This window comes from Streptomyces soli, assembly GCF_003999195.1.
GTDB lineage: Bacteria > Actinomycetota > Actinomycetes > Streptomycetales > Streptomycetaceae > Actinacidiphila > Actinacidiphila soli.
Window position 1 is genome coordinate 1 of the sequence record NZ_RJVR01000193.1, and the last position, 13,785, is coordinate 13,785.

At 70.6% G+C, this 13,785-nt stretch carries 9 protein-coding genes, 1 tRNA gene and 3 pseudogenes; 4 read left to right on the forward strand and 9 right to left on the reverse strand.

What is annotated here, in order from left to right:
- Positions 1-94: 94 nt before the first annotated feature.
- The 3 genes and pseudogenes from EFK10_RS18445 to EFK10_RS18455 all read right to left on the reverse strand — a co-directional run.
- The gene (locus EFK10_RS18445; RefSeq protein WP_127356801.1) at positions 95-457 is read right to left on the reverse strand and encodes a DUF3099 domain-containing protein; all 363 of its coding nucleotides are present in this window, start codon (positions 455-457) and stop codon (positions 95-97) included.
- 214 nt (positions 458-671) lie between these two features.
- Positions 672-1,208, reverse strand: a complete 537-nt coding sequence (locus EFK10_RS18450) for an OsmC family protein (protein WP_127356794.1) — start codon at positions 1,206-1,208, stop codon at positions 672-674.
- Positions 1,209-1,353: 145 nt separating this feature from the next.
- A pseudogene (locus EFK10_RS18455) lies at positions 1,354-1,503 on the reverse strand (helix-turn-helix domain-containing protein); the annotation flags it as partial.
- A 480-nt stretch (positions 1,504-1,983) separates the two neighbouring features.
- On the opposite strand from EFK10_RS18455, the gene EFK10_RS18460 reads away from it, so the two are divergent.
- Positions 1,984-2,322: an integrase gene (locus tag EFK10_RS18460; RefSeq protein ID WP_206305500.1), complete on the forward strand. Its 339-nt coding sequence runs from the start codon at positions 1,984-1,986 to the stop codon at positions 2,320-2,322.
- 13 nt (positions 2,323-2,335) lie between these two features.
- Here the strand turns inward: EFK10_RS18460 and nrfD are convergent, their stop codons facing one another.
- From nrfD to fdh, 3 genes and pseudogenes are all read right to left on the reverse strand, one after another.
- Positions 2,336-3,382: an NrfD/PsrC family molybdoenzyme membrane anchor subunit gene (gene nrfD / locus EFK10_RS18465; RefSeq protein WP_127356795.1), complete on the reverse strand. Its 1,047-nt coding sequence runs from the start codon at positions 3,380-3,382 to the stop codon at positions 2,336-2,338.
- The gene (locus tag EFK10_RS18470) at positions 3,379-4,398 is read right to left on the reverse strand and encodes a 4Fe-4S dicluster domain-containing protein (protein WP_127356796.1); all 1,020 of its coding nucleotides are present in this window, start codon (positions 4,396-4,398) and stop codon (positions 3,379-3,381) included. Before EFK10_RS18470 ends, nrfD begins: the two co-directional genes overlap by 4 nt.
- Positions 4,395-7,689, reverse strand: a pseudogene (gene fdh / locus EFK10_RS52115) (formate dehydrogenase). The gene EFK10_RS18470 and the pseudogene fdh overlap by 4 nt, the downstream one beginning before the upstream one ends.
- 484 nt (positions 7,690-8,173) lie before the next feature.
- Between fdh and selA the strand changes: the two are divergent.
- Both selA and selB read left to right on the forward strand, forming a co-directional pair.
- Positions 8,174-9,559, forward strand: coding sequence for an L-seryl-tRNA(Sec) selenium transferase (gene selA, locus EFK10_RS18485; RefSeq protein WP_127356798.1), 1,386 nt, complete (start codon positions 8,174-8,176; stop codon positions 9,557-9,559).
- Between the two features lie 6 nt (positions 9,560-9,565).
- Positions 9,566-11,311, forward strand: a pseudogene (gene selB / locus EFK10_RS18490) (selenocysteine-specific translation elongation factor); the annotation flags it as partial.
- Positions 11,312-11,346: 35 nt separating this feature from the next.
- Here the strand turns inward: selB and EFK10_RS18495 are convergent.
- A tRNA-Sec gene (locus tag EFK10_RS18495) sits at positions 11,347-11,439 on the reverse strand.
- Between the two features lie 143 nt (positions 11,440-11,582).
- On the opposite strand from EFK10_RS18495, the gene selD reads away from it, so the two are divergent.
- A complete protein-coding gene (gene selD, locus EFK10_RS18500) occupies positions 11,583-12,611 on the forward strand; it encodes a selenide, water dikinase SelD (RefSeq protein ID WP_127356799.1) in 1,029 nt (342 codons plus the stop codon).
- A 76-nt stretch (positions 12,612-12,687) separates the two neighbouring features.
- Here selD and EFK10_RS18505 read toward each other — a convergent pair whose 3' ends face one another.
- Together EFK10_RS18505 and EFK10_RS47490 are read right to left on the reverse strand one after the other, a co-directional pair.
- Positions 12,688-13,104, reverse strand: a complete 417-nt coding sequence (locus tag EFK10_RS18505; RefSeq protein ID WP_127356800.1) for a hypothetical protein — start codon at positions 13,102-13,104, stop codon at positions 12,688-12,690.
- A gap of 259 nt (positions 13,105-13,363) precedes the next feature.
- A complete protein-coding gene (locus EFK10_RS47490; protein ID WP_164836042.1) occupies positions 13,364-13,570 on the reverse strand; it encodes a hypothetical protein in 207 nt (68 codons plus the stop codon).
- Positions 13,571-13,785: the final 215 nt, after the last annotated feature.

Below are 13,785 nucleotides of genomic sequence, written 5' to 3' on the forward strand. Positions count from 1 at the left end.
CTCCCCGACGCGATCATGATCGCGACATGCGCGAGCACTCCAACTGTTGGTCACGCCAGGGCCGACGACCTGCACGAATCACGATGAAACTTCCTCATTGGGAGAGGCAGGAAGTTGCTGCACGGCCTGCGAGCCCTTGCGGACCACCGTGACCAACTGCTGGCCGGAATCGATGTCGCCGCCCCGCTTCGTCCTCGCCGTGCCCCAGCATCGGCTGTACTGGCGGGTGAATGAAGGTCGACGGGAGCTTCGGCGCGTTCTCCCGGCCCGCGTTGGCGATCACCACCGCGACGTACGGCAGCAACAGTGCCAGAGTCAGTGCGATCCAGGCCAGCGGCCGCGACACGTTCCACAGAGCGACGAAGAGGATGAACGAGACCGTGCGCACCGACATGGTAATGATGTACCGCCGCTGCCTGCCCCGGACATCGTCCGTCAGGCCGGCCCTGTCCTCCATCAGCTCCGCGGGGGTGGGGTTGACGACGTTGCGGTCGGTTGCGGAAGGAGCTGCCGTCGCGGTCTGGGCGCTCATCGATGTGGTCATAGGGCCACGCTGTGCGTTGTTACCGAGATTGTGCAGTTGGTCGCTACTCATCTGGGTTCCTCCGGTCGTGGATGTAAGGGACTGTGAATATCTCCGGCCCCATAGCGGCAGGCAGGACGTGCCCCGGTCAGCCGATGGTGAACGTCGAGCTCAACTCGACGGGGCGAGCGAAGGTGTTGACCACTGGTGACCACACCATCGCGTTGTTCTTGATCTCCTGGAGCGTGGCCGCGTCGGCGTCACCGGCGAGCGTGATGGCGCAGCGGACGGCAGTGAACCCGGGCACCTTGTTCTCAGCGCTGTCGCCGACGCCCCAGACCGCGGAGATGTCGATGTCTCCCTCCATGGCGACCTCGATCTTGCTCAGAGTGACTCCCTGGGCCGTCGCGTTGGCGAGCAGGCCCACGGAGATGCAAGAACCCAGTGCGGCCAGGGCCATCTCGGAGGGGTTGGGGGCGGCGTCGTCACCCAGAAGATGGCAGGGCTCGGACACGAGCACCGGCGCCAGCGTGCGGACCTGGGTGAGGTTGCGGAAACCGCCTTCGCAGGTCGTGACGGCCTTGAGCGTCTTCTTGCCCACCGAAGAGTCCGCCTTGGCGTTCTCCGCCATCTGTGCCAGGCCCTGTGCGTCGATCCCGGCGAGAGTGGTGATGGTGTCAGACATCGTGCTTTTTTCACGTGGCCGCCGAGTAGGTCGGCGTGGGCAGCGCCGCAGCACGTTTTCCGAAGGGGGTGGGCAGAGGATGGATCTTTGCTTGCGGAGCAGCGGCCGGTGGACTTGCCGACGTCCTGGGTACCGGGGCGGGAGGGCCCAGCAGGACCGGGAGTGAGGGTTGCCGCCGCTTGGTCTCCAGCCGGGATAGGTAGGCGGGCGAGAGTCCCACCCGGGCCGCAGCGGCCTCCAGGGTGAACCCGCTGCCGCGGCGCTGCTCACGCAGCCGTGCGCCCAGCCCTGCCACCTCCCGGCCTGCCTCGGCGGCGCGGTCGGGGGGCGGGGCGGAGTGCTGGCTACCATGTCTTCAGTGCATACTTCTTTCACCTGTGAGGCAAGAATTTTGCCCACGAGGTAAATCCGCAGGAGGCGTGGCTGTGCCACCACCGCATGTGGATCAACGCCAGAGGCCCTGACGGGCCCCCTCTGCGGGACCTGCTACGGCAAGGAGACCGCGACGGAATGCGGAGGCTGCGGCCCGCCGCCGAGGGCGAAAAAAGGGCGGCATACAGGGACGAAAGGCGCAGGTCGCCGCCGCAAACGGCGAGCTCGGCGACCCCGGGCGGGAAGAGTAACGCCGCATCCGGCGCAGGCGCCGGGCCCGCCTAAAGGCCGGTGACGTGCGGCTCACACCGCAACGGGCTATCCACGGAATCTGCCGTCAGGCTGTGTTCTTGCAGGTCAGCGCCGGGGACTGGGGATCTTGCTGCCTCGGGGGCGGTATCGGGTGACGGGCACCAGCGCCAGTGTCTGGGACGATCCTTCGACGCCGCCGCTGTCCATCGTCACCGCCCTGGTTCGCAACTTGATCATTCTGCCCGGTGCCGTGTTGCGCTGCCGGGCGGCCAAGGATGCGGAGGTGTTGGCGTTGCGGCATGAGAACGCGGTGCTGCGCCGTCAGATTGCGCGGGTTCGCTATGAGCCTGCGGACCGGATATGGCTCGCCGTCCTGTCCCGGCTGGTCCCGCGCGAGCACTGGCACCTGGTGTTCGCGGTGATCCCCACGACCCTGCTGACCTGGCACCAGCAGTTGGTCGCCCGAAAGTGGAGGCAGGCCGCCCTCTAGGGGAGGCCCAACGTCACGATCCGCGTCGCTCGCTGTCTGCGGCCTCCAGGCGTTCACGCTGCGGCACTACGACATAGGCGGGATCCTTTGTGGACGCGACCCCCGCTTCGAACGTGCCGAAGCGCTGTAGGGCGCTGCCGGCGAGCAGCGCCAGCCCGGCCGCAGCCGCGGCCAGTCGGCTGCGTCGGGCGACGGACACCGCGGCGACCGCTCCGCCCAGCGTGAGGTACTCCGACGCTCGGCGCAGACGGTGTGCCCGCCCGGTGGTGTACGCCTTGGTCACCAGGCCGGGCCGCCGGTCGATCAGCCGGGACGCAACGATCTCGGCCGCCGCGCCGATCGCGGCGAGTCGCCGGGCGGGGCCCGCCTCGGCCACCGGCGCCACCAGCATGCCGAGGGCTCCGCCGCTGGCCGCGGCGGAGCCGGTGAACACGAACGGCAGTTCCTGACGGGCGCCGTGCCAGGCGGGTACCGCCGTCTGGGAGAGCAGCGCCGCCGTGTACGACGCGACCCCTGGAGCGAAGAGGGCCGCGGACAGTCCGGCCGGGCGCGCCGCCGCCCGCAGCAGCCGGCCGGGCAGGGTGGCGCGTACGGCGGCGGGCAGCACTTCGGCCGTGGCCGCCAGCGCGCTGCCGGGACCGTAGGCGACGAGGATCCAGGTGCCCACCGACATAGGGGAGGTGGGCTTGGCGACCCGCAGCATGTGGTGGAAGCGCTCGGGCCGCCCGAGGTCCGCGACCAGCAGGTACATGCTGACGAGCAGGGCGCCGAAGCCACCGATGCGGCTCGCCCGACGCAGTTCCGGGCGCCGCGTCAGGTCGGCGCCGGCCCCCAGCAGGGCCGCGCCGGCCGACAGGCCGCCGGTGAAGAGATACGCCGGGATCTTCCACTCCCATACCGGTGGCTTCAGCACTGGCCGTCCGTAGTAGGAGCGGAAGTCGGCGCGCGGCACCATGGGCTGCTCGCGGCTCCCGTCGTGGTCGCGGCCCCGGCCCCGCCCGTGGCCGCGACCACGACGGGAGCCGCGTTCGTCGCGGGGGATCGCCTCGTCGCTGCTCATCGCCGCCCCCCGCGCAGGAAGACCGCGGCAGAGGCGACCAGCATCGCCGACGCGGCCGTGCCCACGTACTTCCACGTCGACATCAGGTCACGGGTGGGCACGATCGGGTCGGGCGGGAACCCGTACACCTCCGGGTCGTCCAGCAGCAGGAAGAACGCGCCGTCGCCGCCCACACCGTCGTCGGGGTCGCGGCCGTACAGCTGGGCCTCTGTCACCCCGGCCTCGTGCAGTTTCGCCAGGCGCCGGTCGGCGCGCTCACGCAGTTCGTCCAGCGGGCCGAACTGGATGGAGTCCGTCGGACAGGCTTTGGCACAGGCCGGTTCCAGGCCGTCGCGCAGCCGGTCGTAGCACATGGTGCACTTCCAGGCGCGTCCGTCGTCGGGCCGCCGGTCGATGACGCCGTAGGGGCAGCCGGACACGCAGTAACCGCAGCCGTTGCAGATGTCGGGCTGCACCACCACGGTCCCGAACTCGGTGCGGAACAGGGCCCCGGTGGGGCACACGTCCAGGCACCCGGCGTGCGTGCAGTGCTTGCACACGTCGGAGGACATCAGCCACCGGAACTGGGTGCGGTTCTCGGCGCCGTTGCCGGCCCCGGGCAGGTCGAAGGACGGGAACCCCAGGTCCACGGGCGCGGTGCCGAGGTCGCCGCCGCCCCGTTTGGCGACCTCCAGGGCGTCGGCCACCACTTCGGTCGTGCCGTCGACGCTGCTGGGGCCGACGGGGAGTTCGGACAGGCCCGCGTCCTGCCGGCCCAGTGGGCGCTGCTGCTCGATGAACGCGACGTGTCGCCACGAACTGGCGCCCAGCATCCCGGTGTTGTCGAACGACATGCCCAGCAGGTCGATGCCGTCCTCGGGGATGGCGTTCCACTCCTTGCAGGCCACCTCGCACGCCTTGCAGCCGATGCACACGGAGGTGTCGGTGAAGAAGCCCACCCGGGGCGGGTGGTCGCGGTGGCCGGCGTCCCCGGCGGGGTCCGCGAGCGGCCCGTAGAAGCTGTTGTCGCGTGTCATGTCGGCTCCTCCGGCGGTTCCGGTTCGGTGTGCGCCCGCAGGGTGTGGCCGCCCGCTGTCGCGATGCGGGTGCCGGTCTCCGTTGTGATGCCGGCCCGGCGGCGGTAGTGGGCGACGTAGTCGAGCAGGGCGGGACCCCGCGGCCGGCGCCCGGGCCGCACGTCGCAGGTCAGCACCTTGCTCTCCTGGATGAACACGTTCGGGTCGCACACCACGCCGATCAGGTCGTTGACCACGTCGCCCTTGGTGAGCCCCGTCGAGCCCCAGTGGTAGGGCATCCAGACCTGGTGGATGATGCGTCCGTCGAGGCGCAGCGGCGCCATCCGGTCGGTGACGACGACGCGCGCCTCGACCGCGGTCCGGCTGGTGATCACATGCGCCCAGTCCAGGTGTCGCAGCCCGCGTTCGGCCGCGAGCTCCGGCGACACCTCCACGAACAGCTCCGGCTGGAGCTCCGCCAGGTACGGCAGTTGCCGGCTCATGGCGCCCGCGGTGTGGTGCTCGGTCAGCCGCGCCGCGGTGAACACGTAGGGGAACACCGCGCTGTGCGCCTCGGGGGGTGCCGGGTTGGACGGGTTGTCCGGGCGCCCGTACACCTTCCGCACCGGGTTGCCCTGCTGGCCGTAGAGCAGGTTGCGCATGGGCGACTCGTGCGGCTCGTAGTGCGTGGGGAGCGGGCCGTCCGCCAGCCCCGCCGGGGCGAACAGCCAGGCCTTCCCGTCGCGCATCATGATGAACGCGTCGCTGCCGCCGAGCGCCTCCGGGCCCGACGCCCCCTCGGGGGGCCGGTAATGCGGCGGTTTGTTCCGCTCGAAGTCCGGGGTGTCGTTACCGGTCCACTCGCCGGCCTCCTCGTCCCACCAGACCAGCTTCTTCTGCTCGCTCCAGGGCCGCCCGTCCGGGTCGGCCGAGGCGCGGTTGTACAGCACCCGGCGGTTGAGCGGCCAGGTCCAGCCCCACTCGGCGTCGTACGGTCCCATCTCGAAGCGGGGCGTGCGGCGGCGGGCCTGGTTGGTCTCGCCCGCGTACACCCCGCTGTAGATCCAGCAGCCGCACGCCGTGCTGCCGTCGGCCTTGAGGTCGAGGTAGCCGTCGACGGTGCGGCCCGTGCGCAGGTCGATGCCGTTGATGTGGCGCAGCACGTCCGAGGGGGACGGCTCGTCGCCCTCCGTCTCGTAGTCCCAGGCCAGATCGAGGATCGGGCGGTCGCGCTCGTCGGTCGAGTCCGCCAGCCGCTCCTTCAGCCGCACGCCGAGCTGGTGGAAGAACCACAGTTCGGAGCGCTGGTCCCCGGACGGTTCCACGGCCTGGTCCCGCCACTGCAGCATCCGCTGCGTCTGCGTGAAGGTGCCGGCCTTCTCCACGTGCGACGCGGCGGGGAAGAAGAACACCTCCGTGCGGCATTGCTCGGTGACGATCTCACCGGTCTCGATCTCCGGCGCGTCCTTCCAGAACGTGGCGCTCTCGATCATGGTGAGGTCGCGGACGACCAGCCAGTCCAGGTTCGCCATGCCGAGGCGCTGCAGGCGGCCGTGGGCCGAGCCGACCGCGGGGTTCTGACCGAGCAGGAAGTAGCCGAAGACCTTGTTCCCGTCGACCATGTCCATCACAGTGCGGTAGGTGCCGTGGTCGCCGTTGATGCGCGGCATGTAGTCGAAGCAGTAGTCGTTCTCCGCCGTCGCCGCGTCGCCCCAGTACTCCTTCAGCAGCGAGACCGTGTAGGGCGTCGGCGTCGCCCCAGAACCCCTTCTGCCGTCGGCCGCGGACGCCGTCCAGGTAATCGGCCAGGTTCTCGTGGGCGACGTCGGGCATGGGCAGGTACCCGGGCAGCAGGTTGAACAGGGTGGGCACGTCCGTCGAGCCCTGGATGCTGGCGTGCCCGCGCAGCGCGTAGATCCCGCCGCCGGGACGGCCGATGTTGCCCAGCAGAAGCTGGATGATCGAGCCGGCCCGGATGTACTGGGCGCCGACGGAGTGCTGGGTCCAGCCGACGCTGTAGACCAGCGCGGTGGTGCGCTCCCTGCCGGAGTTCTCCGTCCAGGCCCGGCACACCTGCAGGAACAGATCCTGGGGCACTCCGCAGATCCGCTCCACCATCTCCGGGGTGTAGCGGGAGAAGTGCCGCTTGAGCACCTGGAACACGCAGCGCGGATGCTCCAGGGTCGGGTCGGCCTCGATCTCACCGGTGGGCCGCTCGACGAACGGGCCCGCGGCACCGTGCTGGTAGGGCTCGGAGGTCTCCTTCGCATGGCCGCCAGGCCGCTGCGCCGTCGGCACGCTCGCGTACGACCAGCTCGACGCGTCGTACGCGGCGGTGTGCGGGTCGTACCCGCTGAACAGCCCGTCCAGGTCCTCGGCGTCCTGGTACTGCTCGTTCAGCAGGAACGACGCGTTGGTGTACGCCGTCACGTACTCCCGGAAGTCCAGGTTGTTGGCGAGGATGTGGTTGATCACGGCGCCGAGGAACGCGATGTCCGTGCCGGCCCGCACCGTGACGTGCTGGTCCGCGTGTGCGCTGGTCCGCGTGAATCGTGGGTCGATGTGGATGACCCGGGCGCCGCGCTCCTTGGCCTCGGTCACCCACTGGAAGCCCACCGGATGGGCCTCGGCCATGTTCGAGCCCATGATGATGATGCAGTCGGTGTTGACCAGGTCCTGCAGGTAGTCGGTGGCACCGCCACGTCCGAACGAGGCTCCCAGACCGGGAACCGTGGCGGAGTGTCAAATACGCGCCTGGTTCTCGATCTGCAATGCGCCCATGGCTGTGAACAACTTCTTGATGAGGTAGTTCTCCTCGTTGTCCAGCGTGGCGCCGCCGAGGCTCGCCAGGCCCATGGTCCGGCGCAGTTTCCTGCCCTGCTCGTCGGTGTCCTGCCACCCCCGGCGCCGGGCGTCCAGGACCCGGTCGGTGACCATGTCCATGGCCGTGTCCAGGTCCAGTTCCTGCCACGCGGTGCCGTAGGACGGTCGGTAGAGCACCCGCTGCTCACGGTGCGGGCCGGTGACGAGCTGCTTGCTGGCGGAGCCCTTCGGGCACAGCCGGCCGCGGGAGATCGGGCTGTCGGAGTTGCCCTCGATCTGGATGACCTTCTCGTCCTTCACGTAGACTCGCTGCGCGCAGCCCACCGCGCAGTAGGGGCACACCGAGTTCACCACCCGGTCGGCGCTCTCCGTCCGGGACCCGAGGCCGGCCGAGCGCTTCGACTGGGGCGCCTTGCCGCGGCCCAGCGGGTCCGTCCCGGTGAGCTGCCGGTACACCGGCCACGCCTCGATCCACCGTTTCACGCCCATCCGCCGGCTCCTTTGTGCGGTGGCCCTACCTCCTCTCGACGCTACCGGCCGGGGGGCCGCCCGCAAGTTCGGGGAACTCGCCTGGTAATGGATCATCACCCCGCCCATTGCGGCCCTCGCCGCCCCCGCCGCGATCGGGGCACAGGACTTGGCAAAAGGGGGCCGCGGCCCGGGCCCGATACCCCTCTTCGTCCCGAGATGCACCGCCTCATCCACCTGGGTTTTCCATCCCTGGCGCCGCATTCCCATCCGCCATCCGCACTGGTCGTCGTGGCGACGAGGCGGCCGGATCCGCGTCCGCCCCAGCCGCTGCGAAGGCCGAGGCCAGGTCCCGTGACCGCGATGGCAGTACCAGGATTCGCGGTAGTCCGTCCGGGTGATGGCACGCGGGCTCGCCGCTGTCCGATACACGCTGCCGAAGCGAGCACCGCATGATGCTGCGCAGGGCCAGGACGGACCGGCCGCACTCCCGGGGAGGCCACCCATGGATCACCAGGACGGACCTACGCCGCGGCGAGGGCGCCCGTATGCGGGCAACAGCGCGAGCGGTACAGGGTCCGGCGAGGACCCGCGGCGTCACATTGTCCGGACTGACGTGGTGCTCGGTGATCCCCGTCTTGCGGCCGCTGTCGAGCGGCTGGGGGCCGATCTGGTGAAGTCGGTCGTCGGGGGGGCTCAGGAGCGGGCGCGGGCCGGTGAGATCCCCGCCGCGTCCGTCGCGGACGCGGCGGTTGCGGCCCTACCGCAGACCGCGGCGGGTCAGCGGCCGGTCATCAACGCGACCGGGGTACTCCTGCATACGAACCTGGGTCGGGCGTCGCTGTCCGGGGCCGCCCAGGAGGCGGTGCTCGCCGCCTGCGGGCACACCGACGTCGAACTGGACCTGGCCACCGGGGCGCGGTCCCGGCGTGGCCGGACGGCACTGGCGGCTCTGCTTGAGCGGGTGCCGGCTGCGGAGGCAGCTCACGTGGTGAACAACGGTGCGGCGGCTCTGGTCCTGGCCGCGACGGCGCTGGCGGCCGGGAAGGAGATCATCGTCAGCAGGGGCGAGATGGTGGAGATCGGCGACGGCTTCCGCCTCCCGGACCTGCTGGTGTCGACCGGGGCTCGGCTGCGCGAGGTGGGTACCACCAACAGAACCGTTGCCGGGGACTACGCGCAGGCGGTCGGCCCGGAAACCGGTTTTCTGCTGAAGGTCCACCCGTCCAACTTCCGCGTCACCGGATTCACGTGCTCGGCGAGCGTCGCCGAGCTGTCCGAACTCGGTGTTCCGGTCGTCGCCGACATCGGGTCCGGTCTCCTGCGACCGGACGCGGTGTTGCCCGGCGAGCCGGACACCACCAGCTGGCTGCGTGCCGGCGCCTCCCTCGTGACCGCCAGCGGCGACAAGCTCCTCGGCGGACCGCAATGCGGCATCGTCCTCGGGCGCGCGGAGATCGTACGGCGGCTGAACCGTCATCCGCTGGCCCGCGCGCTGCGGGTGGACAAGGTGACGCTTGCCGCTCTGGAGGCCACCGTGCGCGGACCCGCGACCCCCACGCACGCGGCACTGCACGCCGACGTACGTGATCTGCGGGAACGAGCCGAGCGGCTCGCCACCGAGTTGCGCGATACGAGACTTGACGCACGAGCAGTGGACAGCGAGGCAGCGGTCGGCGGTGGGGGCGCTCCGGGCGTGACGCTGCCCAGCGCGGCCCTCTCGCTGCCCGAGTCGTATGCCGCGCGGTTGCGGTGTGCGACGCCCGCCGTGATGGGCCGCGTCGAGGGCGGACGATGCCTGCTCGACCTGCGTACGGTGCCTCGCCAACTCGACCAGGTGGTTGTGGCGGCCGTCCGGTCGGTCGACACAACCGCTGGTCCGGGGAGGTGAGCGCAGATGCACGTCGTCGCGACAGCCGGGCACGTCGACCATGGAAAGTCCACGCTGGTCCGTGCCCTCACCGGCATGGAGCCCGACCGCTGGACCGAAGAACGCCGACGCGGACTCACCCTCGACCTGGGATTCGCGTGGACGCGGCTGTCGCCCGGCGGGGAGCAGGTGGCCTTCGTGGACGTACCCGGCCATGAACGGCTGGTGGGGAACATGCTGGCAGGCGTCGGCCCCGTGCCGGCCGTGCTGCTGGTGGTCGCCGCGGACCAGGGCTGGCAGCCTCAGTCGGAGGAACACCTTGCGATCGTGGACGCCTTGGGAGTGCGGCACGGCTTACTCGTCGTCACACGCACCGACCTGGCGGATCCGGAACCCGCCCGCGACGACGCGCTGAACCGGCTCGCCGCCACTTCGCTGGGCGGGGTCGAGGCCGTAGCGGTCAGCGCGGTCACCGGCGCGGGACTCGATGAGCTGCGCGAAGCGCTGGTCCGGCTGGTCCAAGAACTGCCCGACCCCGATAGCACGGCCGACGTACGGCTGTGGGTAGACCGTGCCTTCACGGTCCGGGGGCGAGGCACAGTGGTGACTGGAACGCTCGGCGCGGGCGCCCTTCGGATCGGTGACCGTCTCACGCTCACCGCAGACGCGAGTCAACTGAGGGTGCGGGGCCTGCAGACCCTCCAGGAGAACAAGGACGCGGTGAGCGCCGTCGCCCGCGTCGCTGTGAACGTACACGGAGCCGCCGCGAAGTCTCTCAGTCGCGGCGACGCACTGCTGGCGCCCGGTCGCTGGCTCGCCGCCGACGTGATCGACGTCCGCCTGCGCGGTGCCCCGTCGGCCGACCTGCCGCGGCAGCTGACCCTGCACGCCGGTTCCGCCGCCGTCCCGGTCACCGTGCGGCCGCTGGGCCAGGACACCGCACGGCTGTCGCTGGCCCGGCCGCTGCCGCTGCGGATCGGCGACACCGCGCTACTGCGGGACCCGGGACAGCATCGGGTCCCGGCCGGCGTCACCGTCCTCGACGTCCGTCCACCGCGGCTGACCCGCCGCGGCGCGGCCGCGGCCCGGGCCCGCGAACTGGCGGCCATGACCGGCACTCCCGACGGCGGGGACGAGTTGCGCCGCCGCGGCCTGATCCGTCGGGAGGAACTGCTCGCCATGGGCGTGCCGGACCCTGTGGAACCCGTGACCGCGGACTGGCTCGCCGACCCGGACCACTGGGCGGAGCTGGGCCGCCGGCTGGCGACGGCCGTCGAGACCCACGCGGCCGCGCACCCCATGGACCCCGGCATGCCCGTCGAGGCCGCGCGACGAGCCCTGGGCCTGCCCGACCGCAGACTGGTCGAGGCGCTGATCGCCACCGGTGAGAAGCCCCTGCTACGGCAGCGGGACGGCAGGCTCTACGGCAGCGCCGCCCGGCCCGAGCTTCCACCGCACGTTCGGGCGGCCGTCGACGCCGTGCGCCGCGAACTGGCCCGTGCGCCTTTCCGGGCTCCGGAAGCCGACCGTCTGGCCGAACTCGGCCTGACACCGAAACTGCTCGCCGCCGCGACGGCAGCCGGCGCCGTGCTGAAGATCACGGACGGAGTCGTACTGCTGCCGGAGGCCGACGCTCGGGCAGCCGAGGTCCTCGCCCGGCTGGACCAGCCCTTCACCGTCAGCGAGGCCCGCCGGGCTCTGGATACCACACGGCGGACCGCCCTCCCGCTGCTGGAGTACCTGGACAAGCGGGGCTGGACCGTCCGGGTGGACGACACCCGGCGGCGCTGCCAGGCACAGCAGGCGAGCGGAGGCGGACGGGAATCGAACCCGCCTGTCCGAGATCCTCGGACACCTCGGTTTTGAAGACCGGGAGGGCCACCAGGCACCCCTACGCCTCCACGCCAGGCGAGCTCGTAGCCGACAGAAGAGCGGTAAACCCGGGCGGACCCTCATCGAAGCGCGGCAGCCAGGCCCACCCGCCCAAGCACACGGCGTGTCGCGGAAACCGTCCCCGAACGGACGAGAATAAAAAGGAAAAAGGATGAATATCACGGAGTCCCGAGTGGAGCCCGTCCGCCTCACCCAGTACGCGCGCGGCGGCGGCTGCGCGTGCAAGATCCCGCCCGGCGAGCTGGAGGAAGTGGTGGCTGGCTTGACCGGCACGCCGTTGCCCGGCGCCCCGGAGTTGCTGGTCGGTCTGGACAGCGGCGACGACGCGGCAGTCGTCCGGTTGCCCGGCGCAGGCCCCGGCGCTGTAGGCGCTGTCGTGGCAACCGCCGACTTCTTCACACCCGTGGTGGACGACCCGTACGACTGGGGCCGGATCGCCGCGGCCAACGCCCTGTCAGACGTGTACGCGATGGGCGGGCAGCCAGTGGTGGCGGTGAACCTGCTGGCATGGCCTCGTGACGTGTTGCCGTTCGACCTGGCCAGGGAGGTGCTCCGCGGCGGCCTGGACATCGCCTCCCAGGCAGGCTGCCACGTGGCCGGCGGCCACAGCGTCGACGACGCCGAGCCCAAGTACGGGATGGCGGTCACCGGGATCGCCGATCCGGACCGGCTGCTGCGCAACGACCGCGGCCGGCCGGGGATGCCGCTGTCGCTTACCAAGCCGCTCGGCGTCGGCGTGCTGAACAACCGGCACAAGGCGACGGGCGAGGTGTTCGAGCACGCGGTGGCGGCCATGACGCAACTCAACCGGGACGCCGCCGCCGCCGCTCTGCGCGCCGGCGCCGTGTGCGCCACAGACGTCACCGGGTTCGGCCTGCTCGGGCACCTCTACAAGCTGGCCCGCGCCTCAGGGGTCACCGCCGTCATCGACGCGGCGGCCGTTCCGTACCTGGCCGGCGCTCGGGAGGCGGCCCGGGGCGGCTACGTCAGCGGCGGCACGCACCGCAACATTGCCTGGGTTGCCCCGTACACAGACTTCGGCACCGCGGACGTGGAGACACGGCTGCTGCTGGCCGACGCGCAGACCTCCGGCGGACTGCTCGTGGCGGGCGAGGTTCCCGGCGCGCCGATTATCGGCGAGCTGGTCCCGGCGCAGGAGCATACGCTCGTAGTCCGCTGAGCCTGCCCCGGGCCTCTGCGCGCGCGATGCCGGGTGAGTGGGGCGCTCAGGTGCCTCGCGGGTGAACGGGCGTGGGTCAGCATCGTGATCCCGACGGGGTCTGCTCGCCGATCACTGCCCGCATGAGGCCAGCTCCCAGCGAAGCTGTGACTCGGAGGGGGATTGCACGGATGAAGGCGGCTTCGCGATAGCGACGGCTCATCCCCGAACTGCTGATGTACCCCTTGCCACCGGCGGTCTTCGCCTCCAGCGCCGCCGCGCCGGTGGCGACATCTGCTGCGGTCAGACGCATGGCGAGCAGTTCCGCGCGGGTCGGCGGGATCGGTCCTCCGACACTGTGCGCTGTCTTCGTCATCGCCGCGTTGATCAGCGCCAGCTTGCCGGCCATGGCTTCCACCTCGGTAATGAACACCGAGGCGACACCCGCCAGGGATGCCCGCGCGTTGATAAGGCAGGGACGGGCCAAGCCCAGGCACATTGCCGTCTGCAGCACGAGGAAGCTGGGCCGGACCGAGGTCAGGAAGGTCTCGAAGTTAGTACCTGGTCGGCACTGACCCGGACGTCGGTCAGGTACAGGAACGACGAGGTGGTGCTCCCCAGCGCAAGCGGGGGGAAGGACTGCCCGCCAAGGGCAGGGCGACGATGATCTTGTCGCCCTTGTCGGTACACGCCCCGTGATGAGCAGCGCATCGGGGTAGAGGTTGGATGGCCACCGGATCGGTCCGCTCAGCAGGTAGCCGCCGCCCGCGTCGTCAGTGCCGCTGAGCGCTGATGACGTCGCCGTCCTGAACGAGATGTTCGCCGCGGACCGGGTCCGCGGTGAGCAATACGGGCACCTCGACATCCGTACCCGTTGACCCCAGCCCACACGATCGGCAAGGAAGACGACAATGACTGCTAGCGGCATCCGGGATGTCCTCGATCCCCGCGCTGGTGGCGTAGCCGGCGTTGTTCACCATGACGTCCAGAGTGCCAAAGCTCTCGGTAGCCGCCGCGGCCGTCGCCGCGTGGGACCGTGTCGCATGGAATGCCGATCCAAGCCCTACGTCTGGACCAACACCGCGAGATCCTCGAACGCCTCGCCAGTGCCTGACGGAATTCCTGACTCAGAAGACCAGGAGCGCCGGACCTTTCACGAAACTCGCGCGTTCTTGCACGATCCTCTTGCTGTTGG

Excerpts from the sequence above, each read along its gene's own strand:
- nrfD (WP_127356795.1), bottom strand. The coding sequence starts at position 3,382 with ATGAGCAGCGACGAGGCGATCCCCCGCGACGAACGCGGCTCCCGTCGT.
- EFK10_RS18450 (WP_127356794.1), bottom strand. The coding sequence starts at position 1,208 with ATGTCTGACACCATCACCACTCTCGCCGGGATCGACGCACAGGGCCTG.
- EFK10_RS47490 (WP_164836042.1), bottom strand. The coding sequence starts at position 13,570 with ATGGTGAACAACGCCGGCTACGCCACCAGCGCGGGGATCGAGGACATC.
- EFK10_RS18445 (WP_127356801.1), bottom strand. The coding sequence starts at position 457 with ATGGAGGACAGGGCCGGCCTGACGGACGATGTCCGGGGCAGGCAGCGG.
- EFK10_RS18470 (WP_127356796.1), bottom strand. The coding sequence starts at position 4,398 with ATGACACGCGACAACAGCTTCTACGGGCCGCTCGCGGACCCCGCCGGG.
- selD (WP_127356799.1), top strand. The coding sequence starts at position 11,583 with ATGAATATCACGGAGTCCCGAGTGGAGCCCGTCCGCCTCACCCAGTAC.
- selA (WP_127356798.1), top strand. The coding sequence starts at position 8,174 with ATGGATCACCAGGACGGACCTACGCCGCGGCGAGGGCGCCCGTATGCG.